The following is a 19301-nucleotide window of genomic DNA, read 5'->3' as shown; positions in this document are numbered from 1 at the left end:
CAATAGAGATTCTGGAACTTGGTCAGATGGATAATTGATATATGAAGTTATTCTAAATGTATAAATTTAAACTCAGGAGAATTTTCATGGATAAAATAAGAACAGTTGCTGAAACTTTGGCAATATTACATCAGAATCATCATCCGTTTGGTCTGGAACGACAGCCAAAGCAACTTAAGACCTCGGATTTTGACGGGCCGGTAATATTTTCTAATGATCTGAAAACGTCTACTGTGCCACCTGCATTTTTTACGGTACAAACCATACAAGAGATGAAGTTACTCGGAGGTGTTCCTGATAGTCGGTATGGCCCTGGAAAAATGGAATCATATCATCCATTACCTGAACCATTTTCTGCTGAACGACTGGCAAATGTCCCAGGTAATCATATTGATTTGTGCAAAGCCTTTCGTGCCTATATCTATGGTGATTCTGCTTTGGTCAAAGATTATGAAGAAATGCTTAATGCTAAGCGTTTTCCGATGAAAGTTGCGGTATTCAGTGGCGAAAATATCACTGTTACTAACAGTAATCCATTGATTATTAAAGATAAAGAACACGCTGGTGAACCGGTTGTCTTGGTGTACAACCAGATAACCATTGAACCGGAAGGCAAAATTATTTGCTACACCAACGGTAGGATTGAAGCGAATATCATTCAAGGGGTTGGAAGCGGTCCACAGCACTTTATCAGTAAAGGGCTTGATGGAGAAATTGGTGCTCCTGGTGCAACTGGAAATAGCGGAACTGATGGCGTTGATGGTTCACCTGGTCGTCAGAATAAACATACCTGTCTAATTTCCCCTACATCAGGTACTGATGGAATTAAAGGTTCTTCGGGAGCGCAGGGATCGGGTGGCGCACCAGGTGGAGAGGGGCCGAGACTAACTGTCGTATGTGATAATGTGGATGGGCAGATAGAGTTGTGGTCGGCGGGTAGTGATGGTGGCATGGGGGGGAATGGTGGTCGTGGCGGTAATGGTGGTAATGGAGGTAATGGGGGGTATGGTAGTTTTTATGGTAATGTTGCTGATTATAGTCATTATGTTACTGTTGGCACACCGTGTCAGCCTGCGATTGGCGGGTGCGGAGGAGATGGCGGGGATGGAGGGGATGGGGGTAATGGAGGTTGTAGTGGAGATGGGGGTGACATAGATTTTAGCTATTCTACTGGTAACCCATCCATTATTAGTCAGTCAGCACCAGGCATGGGAGCACCTGGCGGTAAGGGAGGATATGCAGGGAAAGGCGGTGATGGTGGTCTCGGTAATGTCAGACAGGGTAAGGGTGGAGACGTAAGTCAAGATGTAGCTTGTTCCGGAAAGGCGGGTAAAAAGGGTAAGAATGGATTGTTAGGTGGGGAAGGAAAGGATGGGCGGGTATATGTCAACGGCAAATTGAGAGAGATGAGCCAAAATATATTGCCGTTTTCTGAGAAAGAACTGTTTGGAAACAAGTAGATTAGGGATAGTGAGATTATCGAGGTGAAATCTAAGGTTTTCATCAAAACAACTGTAGTCTGTAGTTAACTCAGTGCACCGTATGGTTAATCTGTGCACTGAACTTATAGTGTAAAATTTTCGAGAAGAGTTATTTCAACCAACCTTTCTTCTGTGCGGTTTCCAATTGCGGCAGCAGATATTGCCATAATTCAGGATAGACATCGGCAATGAATTTATTGCGGTTAATTACTTGCTCGAAACGAATACCATCTTCTACCCAACTCTGCCCTTTATTGTACAGATTCATTAGCATCGGCATTAGTCTATCCAGTGTAAGAGCAAAGCGGGCGTCTTGGCTTTCTTCTGCTTCATACTCTTGCCAAAGTGACATAAAATGATTTTTCTGTGGTTCAGGGAGTAAACCAAAAAGACGGTCAGCGGCTTTGATTTCCTGTTCATGAATGGCTTCACGGGCTGCCAAATCGTAAACCATTACATCACCCGCATCAATTTCTACAATATCGTGAATTAATGCCATTTGAATAACCCGCTGGATATCTACCCCTTTTACATAGGGAGCAAAACTCATTGCGGCGATAGCAAAATGCCAACTATGTTCGGCTGAATTTTCCTGGCGATGGTTATCCAATAACTTAGTTCTCCGCTGAACTTTTTTCAGCTTATCCAACTCCATCAAAAAACCGATGACATTCGTAAAAGGGCCAAAATCAACGGTAGGTACTGCTAACGACATATAAACCTCATTAATTATTTTTCTTCATCGAGAGAATAAGGCAGAGGCTGAATGGTGAGTGAATGCCCTTCATCGTCACGGACACGGAATACACTATGACTTTCCATATCATTATTCATGACGACTTGTACCCAGACACTATTCTCATTCAGCTTAACGGCAGCCAAAACGGTGCCCGTTCTCCGCCACTTATCTCCTAATTGCCATTCCAAATCATCTCCAGCCATAGGAGTTTTGGCGGCATTGCCAGCCAGCCAGTACATGGCACGTTTATTTGCTCCGCGGTATTTAGCACGGGCTACCATTTCCTGACCGGTATAACACCCTTTTTTAAAGCATATCCCTCCTGTCAATGCCTGAAGGTTAGTTGCTTGGGGAATAAATTGTGCGCTATTTGCGGCATCAATGACTGGGAAGCCTGCTTCAATATCCAGAGCTAACCACTGTTCGCTGTTATTAAGTTGAGCTTGAAGTTTTTCTGTTAACTGCTCAGCGGTTGCGGTGTTTGTTACCAAGAGGAAACGTTCAGACGGCAAGGTAAAGTGGAGCAAAGTTGTAGTTTCATGTGCAACGACAGCGTTATCAGCATCCGGCAGAGTTGGGAAGAAGCTGCTTAATGCTTCCCGGCAGTTTTTACCTGCAACACCGAGCAGTACCGCGTTTTCATCCTGAACTAGTGTAATTTTAGAGAATGCGGCATATTTTTTCAGTTCTGTAAGCTGATTTTCCAGCACACTACGACGCGCAATATAAGCAAGGCTTTCACCACGATGGAAGAGGCGCAGATTACTCCACATTTTGCCTTTTGCGTCACAATGCGCACTAAGCACATGCTGATTCGTTGCAAGTGCGGAAATATCTGCTGTAACCTGACCTTGTAGATATTTTTCTGTATCTGGTCCAGTTGCGGTTACCAGTCCCCAGTCATCCAGTGATATTAACGTCAGGGGAAGGGTTGATGAAGACAATGGAGATTGTGAAGAGAACGGAGTTTTATAAGCCATGACACATCCTGCCAGTCAGATATTTGAGCCAATGATGCATAATGGTAAAAGAGCTGAAGCATAATGCAAGTAGTTATTATTGCTATTAGCTGGCATGATGCATCAGTTTGCCGGGCGACTTATATGGCTAATGGTGTTAAAACAAACAATGAGAATTAAAAAGGGGATCTTTTGAACATGGATATTGATAATAAAGCACGTATTCATTGGGCATGCCGGCGTGGAATGCGTGAACTGGATATTTCAATTATGCCGTTTTTTAAGTATGAATATGACTCACTCAGCGATGATGATAAACGACTTTTTATTCACTTACTTGAATGTGCTGATCCTGATCTGTTCAACTGGCTAATGAATCATGGGCGTCCAGAAGATGAAGAGTTATTTCGCATGATTAAACTTATTCAGAATAGAAATAAAGATCGTGGTCCTGTGGAAATGTGATCTCAGGGTATCTTGGCATACCCAGCTAATTTCTACCTGTGTTCATGGTGCAATAGCGCTTATCGTACTACTTGCTCCGTGGCCTGCGGATGATGCTATTTTCTGGATTTTCTGGCTTCCTTTAGTACTGTTGATTATTGCCAGTTGGGGGCGTAGCCAGAAAAATATCCGTAAATCACAAGGGCTTTTAGTTCTGCTCAGTGATAATAAGTTGCAATGGAAGAAGCATGAGTGGCAAATTATCCGACGACCGTGGCTGTGTCGTTATGGCATATTAATTACGGCTCAATCTTTTTATAACCAGAAAAAAATCCGTTTATGGGTCGCATCCGATGGTATGTCACAGGATGAATGGAGGCATATTAATCAACTATTGTTGCAATATCCTGATATCTGATTGAGCTGAAATTTTTCTGACTTAAAGCAGAGGCTCCATTTCTTGCAGGATTTGCATACACCATTGCGATAAACGATCATCAGTTTGTTCATACTGGTTTACGTCATCTAATGCCAGCCCGACAAATTGTGAGCCATTATCCGTTAATGGTTTCGGGCTGGTAAATTCATAACCTTCGGTCGGCCAGAAGCCAATGAAATGCACGCCTGAAGGGCGTAAATGGTGATATAGCATACCGAGAGCGTCAAGAAACCAATCGCTATAATCAATTTGATCCCCCATACCATACATGGCGACAATTTTCCCCTGTAAATCGAGGGAAGGAATTTGATCCCAAATAACCAGCCAATCTTCCTGCAATTCGCCAAAATCCCATGTTGGGATGCCGAGAATCAGTACAGAGTACTCTTCCATTAATTCAGGTGCTGTCTCTTTGATATTGTGGAGATCAACCAAATCTTCACCGAGGATATCGCGGATTTTCTCTGCTACCATCTCGGTGTAGCAGGTGCTGGAGCCGTAAAAAAGACCAATCTTCATCATTAATCATTATGGTTTTTGAATATCTGGGTTGGCATTGTAACAGAATAATGGCTTTTTCAGGCATATACCCGTCATCTTTCAAGTTGCCTCTTTGTTGGCTGCACTCGCTCACCCCGGTCACATCGTTATCTATGCTCCCGGGGATTCGCTCCCTTGCCGTCGCGATGCATCTTGAAATCCATAGGGTATAATAGCCAGCAGAGATGTACAGATTTAAGGAAAGTATTTCGTGTCAAAACAACCAACTCAGTTGACTAATCCACTGATAGAACAATTTCTTGATGCTATCTGGTTAGAACATGATCTTGCGGAAAATACGCTTGCTTCTTATCGGTTGGATTTGCAGGCATTGGATAACTGGTTGATACATCATGGTCATAATTTATTATCTGTCCAGACGATAGATTTGCACTCTTTTCTGGCAGAACGCGTGGATGGAGGATATAAAGCCAGTAGTTCGGCGCGTTTACTCAGTGCCATGCGCCAATTGTTTCTCTATTTTTATCGGGAAAAAATGCGGGAAGATGATCCGACAGCACTTTTGTCTGCACCGAAATTACCAAAGCGATTGCCTAAAGATTTAAGTGAAAAGCAGGTAGAAGATCTACTTAATGCGCCCTGTACAGATCAGCCGGTAGAGTTAAGGGATAAAGCCATGCTTGAAGTGCTTTATGCCTGTGGTTTGCGGGTATCTGAGCTAGTAGGGTTGACACTTTCCGATGTCAGTTTGCGTCAAGGCGTGGTGAGAGTGATTGGTAAAGGGAATAAAGAACGATTAGTGCCTTTAGGGGAAGAAGCAATTTATTGGCTAGAGAATTATCTGGAATATGGGAGAGTTGGGCTGCTAAATGGTGCAACGTTGGATGTCCTTTTTCCGAGCAACCGAGGGCGACAAATGACCCGACAGACATTCTGGTATCGTATTAAACATTATGCGTTGCTGGCTGGAATCGATACTGGACGGTTATCTCCTCATGTTTTACGTCATGCATTTGCCACGCATTTGCTAAATCATGGCGCTGATTTGCGAGTTGTGCAGATGTTATTGGGGCATAGTGATCTATCTACAACACAAATATATACTCATGTAGCAACAGAACGGCTCAAATTGCTACATCAACAACATCATCCGCGAGGGTGAGCACGGATTTAAAGGAACCGAAAATGAAAAAAAGCGTGTTATGTTTCCCTCTTTTGCTGGCCTGGTTTAATGGAAATGCGCTTGCTGATGATGGTGCTGTCCATACAACAATGCAGAAACTAGGGATAAAAGCAGAGAACATCCAGCCATCACCTATTGTTGGTTTAAATACGGTAGTGACCGAGCAAGGGATCATTTATCTATCTGATGACGGGAAATATTTATTGCAAGGGCCAATTTATGATGTCAGTGGTAGCTCTCCTGTGAATGTCAGTAATCAATTGTTGATGAAAAAGCTGGAAGCAATGACAGATCAAATGATCATCTACAAAGCGCCAAAAGAGAAGCATGTCGTTACCGTTTTCACGGATATTACCTGTGGTTATTGCCATAAATTGCATGAAAACATGCAAGAGTACAATAAACTGGGTATTACTGTGCGCTATCTGGCGTTTCCTCGTCAGGGTATGCAGCACCAATCTGCTAAAGATATGCAATCTATCTGGTGCAGCGCAACACCGCAGAAATCATTAGATGCTGCGTTTAAAAATGAAGATGTTTTGCCAATTAAGAGCTGTAAAGTGGATATTGCTAACCATTACAAATTGGGTCTCCAGTTTGGCGTCCAAGGAACGCCGGCGATTGTCCTTAAGGATGGCAGTCTGTTAGGTGGATATATGCCACCAGAGGCTTTGGCAGCGGCACTGGCGCAACGTGGTAAATAAGTTTAGTGAATATTGAAACACAACTCCGCCGCCGCCCGGTGGTGGATGACAGTCACCTTCCACAACAGATTCATCCACTACTGCGTCGCTTATATGCCATTCGTGGTATCCAGCAAGCTAATGAATTGGAACGTGGTGTCCAAGGGTTATTGAATTATCAGCATCTGAGTGGTGTGGAACAGGCGGTGGCACTCTTGTTGACTGCACTTCATGAACACTGGCGTATCGTTATTGTCGGTGATTTTGATGCTGATGGGGCAACTAGCACGGCATTGGCGATCCGATCATTACGCTCGATGGGATATCGCCATCTGGATTATTTGGTACCAAATCGTTTTGACGATGGTTATGGTTTAAGCTCACAGGTGGTAGAAGAGGTCGTCAAAAAAGGCGCTGACCTGATTATTACCGTGGATAATGGTATCTCTTCCCATGAAGGGGTTGCGGCTGCCCATCAGCACCGTATGAAAGTGATTGTCACGGATCATCACTTGCCGGGTGACGTTTTGCCGGCGGCTGATGCCATTATTAATCCTAATCTTGCCGATTGTTCGTTCCCGTCTAAATCATTGGCCGGAGTGGGTGTCACATTTTATCTGATGTCTGCCTTAAGGGCGGCGCTGAGGAAAGATCAGTGGTTTGAAAAGCAAGGAATTGCGCTGCCGAATCTGGCCGAGATGTTGGATTTGGTTGCGCTAGGAACTGTTGCCGATGTTGTACCTTTAGATACTAATAACCGGATTCTGATTTATCAGGGCTTGAACCGGATTCGTGCAGGACGTTGTTGTGTGGGGATTCGTGCATTATTGGAAATTTCCAGCCGTGATGCTTATAAGCTGACAGCCAGCGATTTGGGTTTTTTCCTGGGGCCAAGACTGAATGCCGCTGGTCGCCTTGATGATATGTCCATTGGCGTCACTTTATTGCTAACTGACGACATAACAAAGGCGCGTCAGATAGCTTGTGAACTGGACGGTCTTAACCAGACTCGGCGTGAAATAGAGCAGGGAATGCAGCAGGAAGCACTGCAAATCTGTGACAAACTTGAACGTACCAGCACTGAACTGCCTTATGGGCTAGCGCTCTATCATCCAGAATGGCATCAAGGGGTAGTTGGAATTTTGGCTTCCCGGATTAAAGAGCGTTTTCATCGGCCTGTTATCGCTTTTGCACCGGCCGGTGACGGTATTTTGAAAGGTTCTGGTCGTTCAGTGCAGGGATTGCATATGCGTGATGCGCTTGAGCGGCTTGATACTTTGCATCCGGGGTTGATACTTAAATTTGGTGGTCATGCAATGGCGGCCGGTTTGTCACTTGAACAGGATAAATTCGAACAATTTCAGTATCACTTTTCTACGCTAATGGCGGATTGGTTAGATATTTCGCAACTTGAAGGTGTTATCTGGAGTGATGGGGAATTAGCAATTAATGAACTGTCATTGGACATTGCAGAAATGTTGCGTGATGGCGGTCCTTGGGGGCAGGCATTCCCGGAGCCTATTTTTGACGGTAAATTCAAACTACTGCAACAGCGCATTGTTGGAGAGCGTCATTTAAAAGTGATAGTGGAGCCATTAAACGGTGGGCCGATGCTGGATGGTATTGCGTTCAATATCGATCCTACCCGCTGGCCGGATAACAGTGTCCGCGAAGTAGAACTTGCCTATAAACTAGATGTTAATGAATTTCGTGGCAACCGTAATGTACAGCTTTTGATCCAACATCTCTGGCCTTATTAACCGTTTGATCAGCAGGTAGTCAGTCATTGTCACGTACTCTCGTATGAATACGTGACAAATCTGTTGAAGTGCTATAAACCCTGTGCCAAATCCGCTACAATACGCGGTTCGAAAATTATCCATTTATCTCCGACTACACAACGTAAGACACTAAAATATGTTTGAAATTAATCCGGTAAAAAACCACATTCAGGACTTGTCTGAACGGACAATGGTTCTGAGGGGGTATCTTTGACTACGATGTCAAAAAAGAGCGTTTAGAAGAAGTTAATGCTGAATTGGAACAGCCTGATGTTTGGAATGAACCGGAGCGGGCACAGGCTTTGGGTAAAGAGCGTTCCTCATTAGAAGAGATTGTCGAAACTATCGATCAGCTTGAGCAGGGTCTGGAAGATGTACAAGGTTTACTGGAACTGGCAATAGAAGCAGACGATGAAGAGACTTTTAATGAAGCCGTGGTAGAGCTGGAACAGCTCGAAGAAAAGCTAGGTCAGTTAGAATTTCGCCGCATGTTTTCTGGTGAGTACGACAGTGCTGACTGTTATCTTGACTTACAGGCAGGCTCTGGTGGTACTGAGGCTCAGGATTGGGCAAGTATGCTGATGCGTATGTATTTGCGTTGGGCTGAATCCAAAGGTTTTAAAACGGAAATCATTGAAGAATCAGACGGTGAAGTTGCTGGCCTGAAATCAGCGACGATTAAGATCATGGGCGATTATGCTTATGGTTGGTTGCGTACTGAAACGGGGGTTCACCGTTTGGTACGTAAAAGCCCATTTGATTCTGGCGGTCGTCGCCATACTTCATTCAGTTCTGCTTTCATCTATCCTGAAGTGGATGATGATATTGATATTGAAATTAATCCAGCAGACTTACGTATCGATGTTTACCGCGCATCCGGTGCGGGTGGTCAGCACGTTAACAAAACAGAATCTGCGGTGCGTATTACCCATATTCCAACCAACATTGTGACGCAGTGTCAAAATGATCGTTCTCAGCATAAAAATAAAGACCAGGCGATGAAACAGCTAAAAGCGAAGCTGTATGAACTGGAGATGCAGAAACAGAACGCTAATAAACAGGAAATGGAAGAGAATAAATCCGATATTGGTTGGGGTAGTCAAATTCGCTCTTATGTTCTGGATGATTCACGCATCAAAGACTTGCGCACCGGCGTTGAAACGCGCAATACACAAGCGGTGCTGGATGGTGATCTGGACAAATTCATTGAAGCAAGCCTTAAAGCTGGCTTATGAGGAACTAAAATGTCACAACAACAACAGGGTGCGGAACAGGCTCCCGATTTAAATAATGAACTGCAAACTCGCCGCGAAAAACTCGTAGCTTTACGGGAGAATGGAATTGCATTCCCGAATGATTTCCATCGTGAAAATATTTCAGAAGATCTACACGCGAAATACGACGACAAAACTCAGGAAGAGTTGGAAGCACTGAATATTGAAGTGACGGTTGGCGGTCGTATGATGACGCGCCGCATCATGGGTAAGGCTTCTTTCGTCACGCTACAGGATATGGGCGGTCGTATTCAGTTATATGTTGCCCGTGACGATCTGCCGCAAAGTATTTATAACGAACAGTTTAAAAAATGGGATCTGGGAGACATTCTGGGGGCTCGTGGCAAACTGTTTAAAACCAAAACCGGTGAACTTTCCATTCACTGTACTGAATTGCGTCTGCTGACAAAAGCGCTGCGTCCATTGCCGGATAAATTCCACGGCTTGGCTGATCAGGAGACTCGCTATCGCCAGCGTTATCTGGATCTAATCGCGAATGAAGAATCGCGCAAAACTTTCCAAATTCGCTCTCAAGTCTTATTGGCTCTGCGTAGTTTTATGGTCAGTAAAGGCTTTATGGAAGTGGAAACACCAATGATGCAGGTTATTCCTGGTGGTGCCTCGGCACGTCCATTTATTACTCACCACAATGCGCTGGATATTGATATGTATCTGCGTATTGCGCCGGAACTTTACCTGAAACGTCTGGTTGTTGGTGGTTTTGAGCGTGTGTTTGAAATTAACCGCAACTTCCGTAACGAAGGTGTATCTCCGCGCCATAACCCTGAGTTCACCATGATGGAACTCTACATGGCGTATGCGGATTACAAAGATCTGATCGTTCTGATAGAAGAGCTGTTCCGTACCCTGACGCAGAATATTTTGGGGAATACCCTGGTTAAATATGGCGAGCAGGAATTTGATTTCGGTAAACCATTTGCCCAAATGACCATGAAAGAGGCCATTTGTAAATATCGTCCTGAAACCAACATAGCTGATTTGGATGATATGGATAAAGCGGTGGCTATCGCTGAATCTCTTGGTATTGAAGTGGAAAAAGGTTGGGGCCTTGGCCGTGTTCAGTGTGAAATCTTTGAAGAAACGGCGGAAAGCCACCTGATTCAACCCACTTTTATCACTGAATATCCGGCAGAAGTTTCTCCGCTAGCGCGTCGTAATGATGCAAATCCGTTTATCACTGATCGTTTTGAATTCTTTATTGGTGGACGTGAGATTGGTAATGGCTTCTCGGAATTGAATGATGCCGAAGATCAGGCTGAACGTTTTGCTGAACAGGTTCGCCAGAAAGACGAAGGTGATGACGAAGCCATGTTCTACGATGAAGATTATATAACGGCTTTGGAACACGGTATGCCACCAACCGCCGGTTTGGGTATTGGTATTGACCGTATGATTATGTTGTTGACAGATAGTCATACTATCCGTGACGTCATTCTGTTCCCGGCAATGCGCCCGCAGAAATAACAGTTTGAATTAAATTTCAAATTTTAACTCCTCTGTGGCATGGCCGGCAGGGGAGTTTTTATTTTCAACTGACTGAAATATAGACAATTTAAACAGATAATGACTTGCTGATGCCAACGAAACCGCTATAATAATTTATGTTATCCCTAAGCGAGCGTAGTTCAATGGCAGAACGAGAGCTTCCCAAGCTCTATACGAGGGTTCGATTCCCTTCGCTCGCTCCAGTCTTTCTAAAAAATGCTGTCGCATTGAAAATATACCTTTTGATATGATGTAAATTAAATCAAAAGAATTTACGAATGATAATTGATATACCCAATGGATTTCAAGATGGATCGCGACGGCAAGGGAGTGAATCCCCGGGAGCATAGGTAACTATGTGACCGGGGTGAGCGAGTGCAGCCAACAAAGAGGCAACTTGAAAGATGACGGGTATATACCCTATGGATTTCAAGATGCATCGCGACGGCAAGGGAACGAATCCCCGGGAGCATAGATAACTATGTGACCGGGGTGAGTGAGTGCAGCCAACAAAGAGGCAGCTTGAAGGATAACGGGTATATAAGTTAATAACTAACTCATTGTCTAATATGAAAAGAATCCCGTTATTAAATCAACCCCGAATCAGCTAGGCGTGATGTATTTTTGAATGCGGATACATCACCATAGAAAGCATTCTATACCCTATGGATTTCAAGATGCATCGCGACGGCAAGGGAGCGAATCCCCGGGAGCATAGATAACTATGTGACCGGGGTGAGTGAGTGCAGCCAACAAAGAGGCAACTTGAAAGATGACGGGTATATGGTAAATGAATAATTAATAGAGACTATTTACCATGAAAGAAAAACATTGGTCAAAAATCCAATTTTTGCATGAGGCTGTAACTAATCAAAGTATTGTCATCAAAGGAACCCATAGCTATTATAGCGATTGTTGGAGTGGCGGTTTTGAAGAATCTGTCGTTCGCTATTTGTATGGTGATAAGATCAGTCTTCAATGGGAGTCTAAGTGGCCAATTGATAAATTGTATATTGGCGATTATGTTTGCATAGGTGCTGAAACTATCATTCTTATGGGTGGAAACAATACACACAGAGCAGATTGGTTCTGTTTATATCCATTCATGGAATATATCGAAGAGGCATATGTAGGTAAAGGTGACACGCATATTCATGATGGCGTGTGGCTTGGTATGCGTTCAATGATTATGCCTGGTGTTACTATTGGAGAAGGCGCTATTGTTGCTGCTAATAGCGTTGTCACTAAAGATGTTGAGCCATATAGTATTGTTGCTGGAACGCCTGCGAAATTAGTTAAATATCGCTTTGAGCCGCACATTATCAATGAGCTACTCGCGTTAAAAATATATGATTGGTCAGAAGAGAAATTTAATGCTTTAAAACCCTATCTCTGTTCTTCGGATATTAAGGCATTAAAATCTGCTGTAAGATCATATTAAGAAAAACAGTTAATTAATTCCGTAAAATAATTAATTAGGCTTGATTCGATTAATTAAGTATGTTTTTTAAAAATGTTCTATTGCTGAATTATTTAACCGAAGTCCATTAATTGTTAGTTTAAATACCGTTTCGGCATTCGAGCCGCAAACGGTATTTATTTAATATTCCTTCAATATAAAATATGCTACTATCCTCTTATGAAAATAAAAAATACACCGACGCCACATGATGCTATTTTTAAAAAGTTTTTAAGTCATATTGATACCGCCAGAGATTTTCTAGAGATACACTTACCTGCGACATTACGGGCAGTTTGTGATCTTGATACACTGCGATTGGAATCGGGGTCGTTTATTGAGGACAATCTGCGGGTACATTATTCCGACATCTTGTATTCATTAAAAACTACGCAGGGTGAGAGTTATGTGTATTGCGTGATTGAACACCAGAGTTCCCCGGATAAAATGATGGCATTCCGGCTGATGCGTTACAGTATTTCAGCAATGCAATGGCATCTGGAGCAGGGACATAAAAAATTGCCGCTGGTTATTCCAGTGTTGTTTTATCACGGAAAAATACGGCCGTATCCGTGGAGTACCAACTGGCTCGACTGCTTCGATGCTTCGGCTCTGGCGGAAGAGATCTATTCCAGCGCGTTTCCGTTGGTAGATGTGACGGTAATCCCGGATGATGAAATCCTGACGCACAAACGGGTTGCATTACTGGAAATAGTACAAAAACATATCCGGCAACGTGATATGGCGGAGTTACAGCAAGAGCTGACCATGTTGTTTGCGTATGATTATTATACATATGAGCTGCTAAAAAGCATGCTAAACTACATATTACTGGTGGGAGATACCGCCGATCCAGAAGGTTTTATCCGGCAACTGGCAGAACAGTTCCCGAAGTATGAGGAGGTACTGATGACAATAGCGCAGAAGTTGCAACATAAGGGACATCAAGAAGGGCTTAAGGAAGGGCTTCAAAAATGTCAAGAAGCACGCGAAGAAGGGCTTCAAGAAGGATTACAGAAAGGTGAAAAAAAAGGTGAAAAGAAAGGTGAAGAGAAAGGTAAAAAACAGGCGGTTCTGGAAATCGCCTGTAGAATGATGAACAATGGTATCGATCATGAAACAATAATGAAAAACACAGGGTTGAGCCAGAACGAACTTGAACAAATACATCACTGATTCGTGCTGAGAGCCGTAATTGGTATTTAAAGATTCGTGTTAGAAGAGGGGCTTGTCCAGCGAGTAACGGGACCGTCCCCTAGAAATATGAGGAGGTAATTGATGACAATAGCGCAAAAACTGGAGCAGAAAGCGTTCCAAGAAGGATTTCAGGAAGCATACCAAGAGGCATACCAAGAGGCATACCAAGAAGCATACCAAGAAGGATTACAGATAGGTAGAAAACTGGCGCTTGTGAAAATCGTGTATGCAATGATAGACAATGGTATAGACCATGAAACGATAATTAAAATCATTGTGATGAGCCGGAGTAAGATTGAACAAATAGCCGATTAACTTATGCTGACACTTTATTGGCATGAAAATTCGTGTAAATAAGTGGGCAAAACTTTACATATAAGCGGTATATTATTTGGATAAGTTTGAAATCATACTTTTTCTGTCGGGTATTAAGCTTTTTAATTGAAATAGTATTTTAATAATTAAAGAATATTCCTCAAATAGAATATTCGAAACATCGTAATCCGATAAATTTTCTCTTGGAAGCGGCAACCGGATTGGTTGCCTATACCGTTTAATCTAAAAAAACAAATCTGGATTTATGCACCTATGAATTAGTCGTTCTTGGAACAGAAAGTATTGCCGTTATTGGTAAACGGTCGATCGCTGAAATAAATCTGTTTAAGTTGTTGGCAAAGCTAAAACAGATTAATTAAGCCATCATACGAAAATAGATTCAGTAGATATCTGATATTCTTTTGGCGCTTTTAATTAAGATTTCTTTGTAATCAGGCGTCTGTTTTTCCACATTGGAAAATATAGCTTGAAGTGTGGCATGGGTTATTTCTTTGTCGGCGAATTCTGGCATGCCGCTATTGAACGGGGGTTCTGGGCTATATTGTATCGCTAGTTGGACTGCTTGGGCATATTCTTCACCTTTGATTTCAGCAAGCAATGTTAAACCGAAATCAATACCTGCGGTGACTCCACCTCCTGTAACCCGGTTTCTATCGATAACGACTCTTTTATTAACCGGTATTGCATCGAATTTGTTGAGATCGTCTATCATCGACCAATGAGTCGCCGCCTGATACCCTTTTAGCAAGCCTGCGGCCCCTAACAGGATAGATCCTGTACACACGCTGGTGACCCAAGATGCTTTACTTCCCACTTTATGTATCCAATCAAGCATGTCTAATTCGGCAAGCAAAGCATAAGGATTTCCTGTACCGGGAACACACAAAATATCCACTTTATTTAATTGCTCAAATGTAGTGCTCGGTGAAAATGATATATGTGCCAGCTCAGTACGCACCGGAAGTAAATCGCGCCAGACATATTCAATATTTAACCATCCTCCTACTTCAAGAACTGTCGCGGGACCAATCATATCAAGTGGCGTCATGCCTGGGAAAATGACAAAAGCGAGAGTGGGTTTTTCTCCAGACGATGTATTCATTAATGAAGATAATGTCGCAGGATATTCCTTAGATGTGTTTTTCATGGAGAAGTTTTCCTTATCGAGATTGAAAAGAGAACTGAAATTCATATGCCGCTATTTTTAGCGATCGCTGAACATCTGTATTCCCGGTAGTAAATTGATATACCCGTCATCTTTCAAGTTGCCTCTTTGTTGGCTGCACTCGCTCACCCCGGTCACATAGTTTGCTATGCTCCCGGGGATTCACTCCTTTGCCGTCGCGATGCATCTTGAAATCCATAGGGTATAGAACAACTGTAACCGTAAACTAATTGGCGTATATTCCAATATTGCGACGATTTACGCCAAGTGCCATAATTGCCTTATGGACATTAAAACTCTCTATTTTGTGATCTTCCCCAACGTAAATCTGCTGGACCTTTCAGGGCCATTGCAGGTCTTTACCACAGCTAATGAGCTAGCAGAGAAATCTGGTCACAAACGGCCTTATGCCATAAAAGTCGTGGCTTGTGATCCCGGACAGGTAATGACGCAGGCTGGAATAACTGTGCAGGCAGAACCTTTACCTAAGTTGGATTCTCCTGCCGATACTCTGATTGTTGCAGGGGGCATTGGCGTTGAGTCAGCGGCGAACCATCCGCCATTGCGTAATTGGTTAAAGGGACATGCATCGCTGGCTAGGCGTATTGTGTCTGTATGCAGCGGGGCATTCATTCTGGCTGCTTGCGGATTGCTTGATGGCCGCAGAGTCGTTACGCACTGGAATAGCTGTGCCGAACTGGCCCGGCGTTACAGTAAGTTGCGGGTAGAATGTGATCCTATCTTTATTCAGGATGGTCCGGTGTGGACTTCTGCTGGTGTCACCGCAGGAATTGATTTGGCTCTATCATTGCTGGAGGAAGATTTCGGTCATAAACTGGCACTGGATGTTGCGCGGGATCTCGTTATGTTTCTCAAACGTCCTGGTGGACAGGAACAGTTTAGTGCTCCACTGGCATTACAAAGCAGTACCAGTAAATTTGCAGATCTGCACGCTTGGATGATTAACAATTTGGCGGGAGACCTTTCAGTGGCAGCTTTGGCTGCTCGTACCAATATGAGTGAGCGTAGTTTCGTGCGCCACTATGGCCAACATGCAGGGATTACGCCAGCCAAAGCGGTGGAGCGATTCCGCCTAGAAGCGGCGCGTCATCTTTTGGTTGAATCTACGCTATCGCTCAAGTGCATAGCCTCCCGTTGCGGTTTCGGCTGTGAAGATACTTTACGCCGCAGTTTCTTCCGGGCGTTCAGTAGCACTCCACAGGACTACCGTAAGCACTTCAAGGCAACATTTTAGCTATTGATTCCCTGCCATCTCTTTCTTCAATCGTCGCCACAACGTAGTACGGCTAATCCCCAGATATTCCGCGGTTGCATGGTGATTGCCAGAAAATCGTTTCAAGGTTTCATGAGCTGAAAGTGGTGCAACAAGTGAAGATTGTTGAGTTAAAGAGGGGAAAGACTTCATACTTTGTTCTGCCAGCTTGAGTGTAGATTGGCGCTCCGGTGAAAGCGCTAATATCAATTCCGGTGTTAAGGTATGCTCAGGATGGGCACTAAGGTATAGCGTGAGCCGCTCCATAAGATTACGTAGTTCCCGGACATTACCGGGCCAATGATAGGCTTGCAATGCCTCCTGACAAGCAGCAAGCTCTTGCACTCTTGATTGTGATACCGGCAAATTTAATGCAGCAAATGCTCGTCGCAGATATTCCAGCGCCAATATACCAATATCATGACCTCTTTCCCTGAGGGCCGGAATGTTGATGCGCAATACACTTAGGCGATAAAACAGGTCTGTTCGAAAACGCCCTTCTTGAACCCAGGTATCCAAATCGCAATGTGTGGCGCAGATGATCCGAACATCAACGGCAATAGGGCGGTGTCCTCCTACTCTGACAACGGATTTTTCTTCCAGTACCCGCAATAGCCGTGTTTGAAGAGGCAGTGGCATTTCACCAATTTCATCCAAAAATAGTGTGCCTCGATGCGCAACCTCAAAAAGACCTGCACGACCTCCCCGCCGAGATCCGGTGAAAGCGCCTTCCTCATAACCAAACAATTCAGCTTCCAGTAAGGATTCAGCAATGGCGCCACAGTTAACGGCGACAAATGGCCGTTGATGTTTACCTGTAATCTGACCATACCGCAGGGCATATTCATGGTGAATGGCTTGTGCCACCAGCTCCTTCCCTGTACCACTTTCCCCTTGTATTAGCACTGTGGCAGGCGAGCGGGCGTATAGCATAATAGTGTTGCGCACATGTTCCATTACCGCTGAATCTCCCCGGATATCATTGAGAGTATGGCGGGTACGTAAACTATTCTCGGTTGGATAGGCAGAAATTGAAGCTTGGCTGAGCTTGGTCATTCTGGCAATATCCAGTGCATCATGGAATGCCTGGCGAATAGAATCAGCAGAGTAGACAAAAACACCCACCAATTCAGCTTCATAGGCGAGGTCGGTAATTAGCCCGGCACCGACAATCACTTTAATGCCAATGGCTTTTAGTGCATTGACTTGGGCCCGTGCATCTTCTTCCGTTACGTAACTGCGTTGTTCAATACGCAAGTTGAACCGTTGCTGAAATTCTTCTAGCGCAGGTAATGTATTCTGATAGGTGATAACACCAATACGGGAGCTGATTTGTCGTGCACGGGCCAATGCCTGCATAAAATCAAAACCGCTGGCCTTAGCAATGATGACGGGTACTGACAAACGGCTTTTAAGATAGGCGCCATTAGAGCCGGCACAGAGCACGGCATCACAACATTCAGTTGTTAACCGCTGACGAATATGTTGAACCGCATTTTCAAACCCAAGTTGGATAGGCGTGATATTGGCCTGATGATCGAACTCTGGTGTGATATCACGAAAGAGATCAAAAAGACGGGAAACAGAGACTGTCCAAATGACCGGTTTATCACGGTTATCACGTTCTGCTGATGGTGCTTCTGCCATGCGATTCCTCATCTGTGTGCTGTTTTCTGTACGCTGTTTTCGTTTTTCTTAGCTGAACTTTATTCGCTTTTCCTATCACAATAATTCAATGTTTCGCAATTGTTTCATTCATGTTTCATAAAACGTAATTGATTCATTATGGAACAGATGAGTTTTTCTATCAATGGTACTTTCCTACAAGCTAATAAATATTTTTAGTGCTATTTTTTAATTTAAAAACAAATCATTAACTTTTTGTTGTGTTTGTTTTTTAAAACCATTAGCTATTTTTGACTTTATTGGTACGTATATTGCTGGATAACAAACGTGTTTCATTATAATAACAATGAGGTCTTATATGACTCTTTCCTCTGCCGGTTTGGCATTTCGTCAGGCTATAGAAGCTGAATCCCCGCTACAGGTTGTCGGTACCATTAATGCGAATCATGCGTTGCTGGCAAAACAGGCGGGCTATAAAGCTATCTATCTTTCTGGTGGCGGTGTATCGGCGGGTTCGTTGGGTATGCCTGATCTGGGAATTTCAACGCTGGATGATGTGTTAACAGATATTCGTCGTATTACGGACGTATGCGATTTGCCATTGTTGGTGGATGCTGATATCGGTTTTGGTTCTTCTGCCTTTAATGTGGCTCGCACAGTGCGTTCCATGATTAAAGCGGGGGCGGCGGGGTTGCATATTGAAGATCAGGTCGGCGCGAAGCGCTGCGGTCATCGTCCGAATAAAGAGATTGTATCCAAAGAGGAAATGGTTGATCGCATCAAGGCCGCTGTCGATGCCCGTACTGATAAAAATTTTGTCATTATGGCTCGTACCGATGCTTTGGCTGTTGAAGGATTAGCCGCGGCGCTTGATCGGGCAAAAGCCTATATTGAAGCCGGGGCGGATATGCTGTTTCCTGAGGCGATCACCGAATTACATATGTATAAAGCATTTGCGTCAACAACCGGGGTTCCTATATTAGCCAACATCACTGAATTTGGTGCGACTCCACTTTTCACGACAGAAGAGTTGAAAAGTGTGGATGTCTCTATTGCGCTTTATCCACTTTCTGCTTTCCGGGCAATGAATAAGGCAGCCGAGCAGGTTTACACCACACTCCGCCGAGAAGGGACACAGAAGAGCGTGATCAGCATGATGCAGACTCGCAACGAGTTATATGAAAGCATCAATTACTACGATTTTGAACAAAAACTGGACGTGCTTTTCTCCCAGAAAAAATCTCAATGACGGACA

Annotated in this window: 19 protein-coding genes and 1 tRNA gene; 14 read left to right on the top strand and 6 right to left on the bottom strand. The window is 43.9% G+C overall.

What is annotated here, in order from left to right:
- Window positions 1-86: 86 nt before the first annotated feature.
- Window positions 87-1460 (top strand): hypothetical protein, encoded by a 1374-nt coding sequence (locus AAC155_RS06365; RefSeq protein ID WP_158536506.1) that lies wholly within the window; start codon window positions 87-89, stop codon window positions 1458-1460.
- Between the two features lie 130 nt (window positions 1461-1590).
- Here the strand turns inward: AAC155_RS06365 and AAC155_RS06360 are convergent, their stop codons facing one another.
- Together AAC155_RS06360 and ygfZ are read right to left on the bottom strand one after the other, a co-directional pair.
- On the bottom strand, window positions 1591-2196 hold the full coding sequence (locus tag AAC155_RS06360; RefSeq protein ID WP_113041454.1) for an HD domain-containing protein: 606 nt from the start codon (window positions 2194-2196) through the stop codon (window positions 1591-1593).
- 14 nt (window positions 2197-2210) lie between these two features.
- A complete protein-coding gene (gene ygfZ / locus AAC155_RS06355; protein ID WP_113041453.1) occupies window positions 2211-3200 on the bottom strand; it encodes a tRNA-modifying protein YgfZ in 990 nt (329 codons plus the stop codon).
- A 177-nt stretch (window positions 3201-3377) separates the two neighbouring features.
- On the opposite strand from ygfZ, the gene sdhE reads away from it, so the two are divergent.
- Together sdhE and AAC155_RS06345 are read left to right on the top strand one after the other, a co-directional pair.
- Window positions 3378-3644 carry an FAD assembly factor SdhE gene (sdhE, locus tag AAC155_RS06350; RefSeq protein WP_112876720.1) on the top strand — a complete coding sequence of 89 codons (267 nt, stop codon included), beginning with the start codon at window positions 3378-3380 and terminating at the stop codon, window positions 3642-3644.
- Window positions 3625-4041 (top strand): protein YgfX, encoded by a 417-nt coding sequence (locus AAC155_RS06345; protein WP_113041452.1) that lies wholly within the window; start codon window positions 3625-3627, stop codon window positions 4039-4041. Before sdhE ends, AAC155_RS06345 begins: the two co-directional genes overlap by 20 nt.
- Window positions 4042-4062: 21 nt before the next feature.
- Here the strand turns inward: AAC155_RS06345 and fldB are convergent, their stop codons facing one another.
- Window positions 4063-4581 (bottom strand): flavodoxin FldB, encoded by a 519-nt coding sequence (fldB, locus tag AAC155_RS06340; RefSeq protein ID WP_113041451.1) that lies wholly within the window; start codon window positions 4579-4581, stop codon window positions 4063-4065.
- Complete coding sequence (locus tag AAC155_RS06335; protein ID WP_146748063.1) at window positions 4502-4705, bottom strand: hypothetical protein; 204 nt, start codon at window positions 4703-4705, stop codon at window positions 4502-4504. The genes fldB and AAC155_RS06335 overlap by 80 nt, the downstream gene beginning before the upstream one ends.
- Window positions 4706-4813: 108 nt before the next feature.
- Here AAC155_RS06335 and xerD point away from each other — a divergent pair, with 108 nt between their 5' ends.
- From xerD to AAC155_RS06290, 9 genes are all read left to right on the top strand, one after another.
- Window positions 4814-5725, top strand: a complete 912-nt coding sequence (gene xerD, locus AAC155_RS06330) for a site-specific tyrosine recombinase XerD (RefSeq protein WP_011147732.1) — start codon at window positions 4814-4816, stop codon at window positions 5723-5725.
- A gap of 23 nt (window positions 5726-5748) precedes the next feature.
- Window positions 5749-6450, top strand: a complete 702-nt coding sequence (gene dsbC / locus AAC155_RS06325) for a bifunctional protein-disulfide isomerase/oxidoreductase DsbC (RefSeq protein WP_113041450.1) — start codon at window positions 5749-5751, stop codon at window positions 6448-6450.
- A 5-nt stretch (window positions 6451-6455) separates the two neighbouring features.
- A complete protein-coding gene (recJ, locus tag AAC155_RS06320; protein WP_113041449.1) occupies window positions 6456-8189 on the top strand; it encodes a single-stranded-DNA-specific exonuclease RecJ in 1734 nt (577 codons plus the stop codon).
- A 157-nt stretch (window positions 8190-8346) separates the two neighbouring features.
- Window positions 8347-9445, top strand: a protein-coding gene (prfB, locus tag AAC155_RS06315) for a peptide chain release factor 2 (protein ID WP_112894413.1) whose coding sequence is annotated in 2 segments (ribosomal slippage) — window positions 8347-8421 and window positions 8423-9445 — 1098 coding nt in all. Because the reading frame shifts where the segments join, the coding sequence is not laid out codon by codon here.
- 9 nt (window positions 9446-9454) lie between these two features.
- Window positions 9455-10969 carry a lysine--tRNA ligase gene (gene lysS, locus AAC155_RS06310; RefSeq protein WP_113041448.1) on the top strand — a complete coding sequence of 505 codons (1515 nt, stop codon included), beginning with the start codon at window positions 9455-9457 and terminating at the stop codon, window positions 10967-10969.
- A 150-nt stretch (window positions 10970-11119) separates the two neighbouring features.
- Window positions 11120-11193: transfer RNA gene (locus AAC155_RS06305), tRNA-Gly, on the top strand.
- A gap of 614 nt (window positions 11194-11807) precedes the next feature.
- Window positions 11808-12431, top strand: coding sequence for a CatB-related O-acetyltransferase (locus AAC155_RS06300; RefSeq protein WP_113041447.1), 624 nt, complete (start codon window positions 11808-11810; stop codon window positions 12429-12431).
- A gap of 198 nt (window positions 12432-12629) precedes the next feature.
- Window positions 12630-13625 carry an Rpn family recombination-promoting nuclease/putative transposase gene (locus AAC155_RS06295; RefSeq protein WP_113041446.1) on the top strand — a complete coding sequence of 332 codons (996 nt, stop codon included), beginning with the start codon at window positions 12630-12632 and terminating at the stop codon, window positions 13623-13625.
- A gap of 102 nt (window positions 13626-13727) precedes the next feature.
- Window positions 13728-13961, top strand: a complete 234-nt coding sequence (locus AAC155_RS06290) for a hypothetical protein (RefSeq protein WP_113041445.1) — start codon at window positions 13728-13730, stop codon at window positions 13959-13961.
- 400 nt (window positions 13962-14361) lie between these two features.
- Here the strand turns inward: AAC155_RS06290 and AAC155_RS06285 are convergent, their stop codons facing one another.
- Window positions 14362-15129: a DJ-1/PfpI family protein gene (locus tag AAC155_RS06285; RefSeq protein ID WP_113041444.1), complete on the bottom strand. Its 768-nt coding sequence runs from the start codon at window positions 15127-15129 to the stop codon at window positions 14362-14364.
- A gap of 301 nt (window positions 15130-15430) precedes the next feature.
- Here AAC155_RS06285 and AAC155_RS06280 point away from each other — a divergent pair, with 301 nt between their 5' ends.
- Window positions 15431-16402, top strand: a complete 972-nt coding sequence (locus AAC155_RS06280) for a GlxA family transcriptional regulator (RefSeq protein ID WP_113041443.1) — start codon at window positions 15431-15433, stop codon at window positions 16400-16402.
- On the opposite strand, the gene prpR is transcribed toward AAC155_RS06280, so the two are convergent.
- Window positions 16403-18067 carry a propionate catabolism operon regulatory protein PrpR gene (prpR, locus tag AAC155_RS06275; RefSeq protein WP_113041442.1) on the bottom strand — a complete coding sequence of 555 codons (1665 nt, stop codon included), beginning with the start codon at window positions 18065-18067 and terminating at the stop codon, window positions 16403-16405. It abuts the gene before it with no gap.
- A gap of 337 nt (window positions 18068-18404) precedes the next feature.
- Between prpR and prpB the strand changes: the two genes are divergently transcribed.
- Window positions 18405-19295 (top strand): methylisocitrate lyase, encoded by an 891-nt coding sequence (gene prpB / locus AAC155_RS06270; protein WP_113041441.1) that lies wholly within the window; start codon window positions 18405-18407, stop codon window positions 19293-19295.
- Window positions 19296-19301 lie beyond the last annotated feature (6 nt).

It is taken from the genome of Photorhabdus sp. HUG-39 (genome assembly GCF_963878365.1).
Lineage (GTDB): Bacteria > Pseudomonadota > Gammaproteobacteria > Enterobacterales > Enterobacteriaceae > Photorhabdus > Photorhabdus kayaii.
This window is presented reverse-complemented; position numbering and strand designations above follow the sequence as displayed.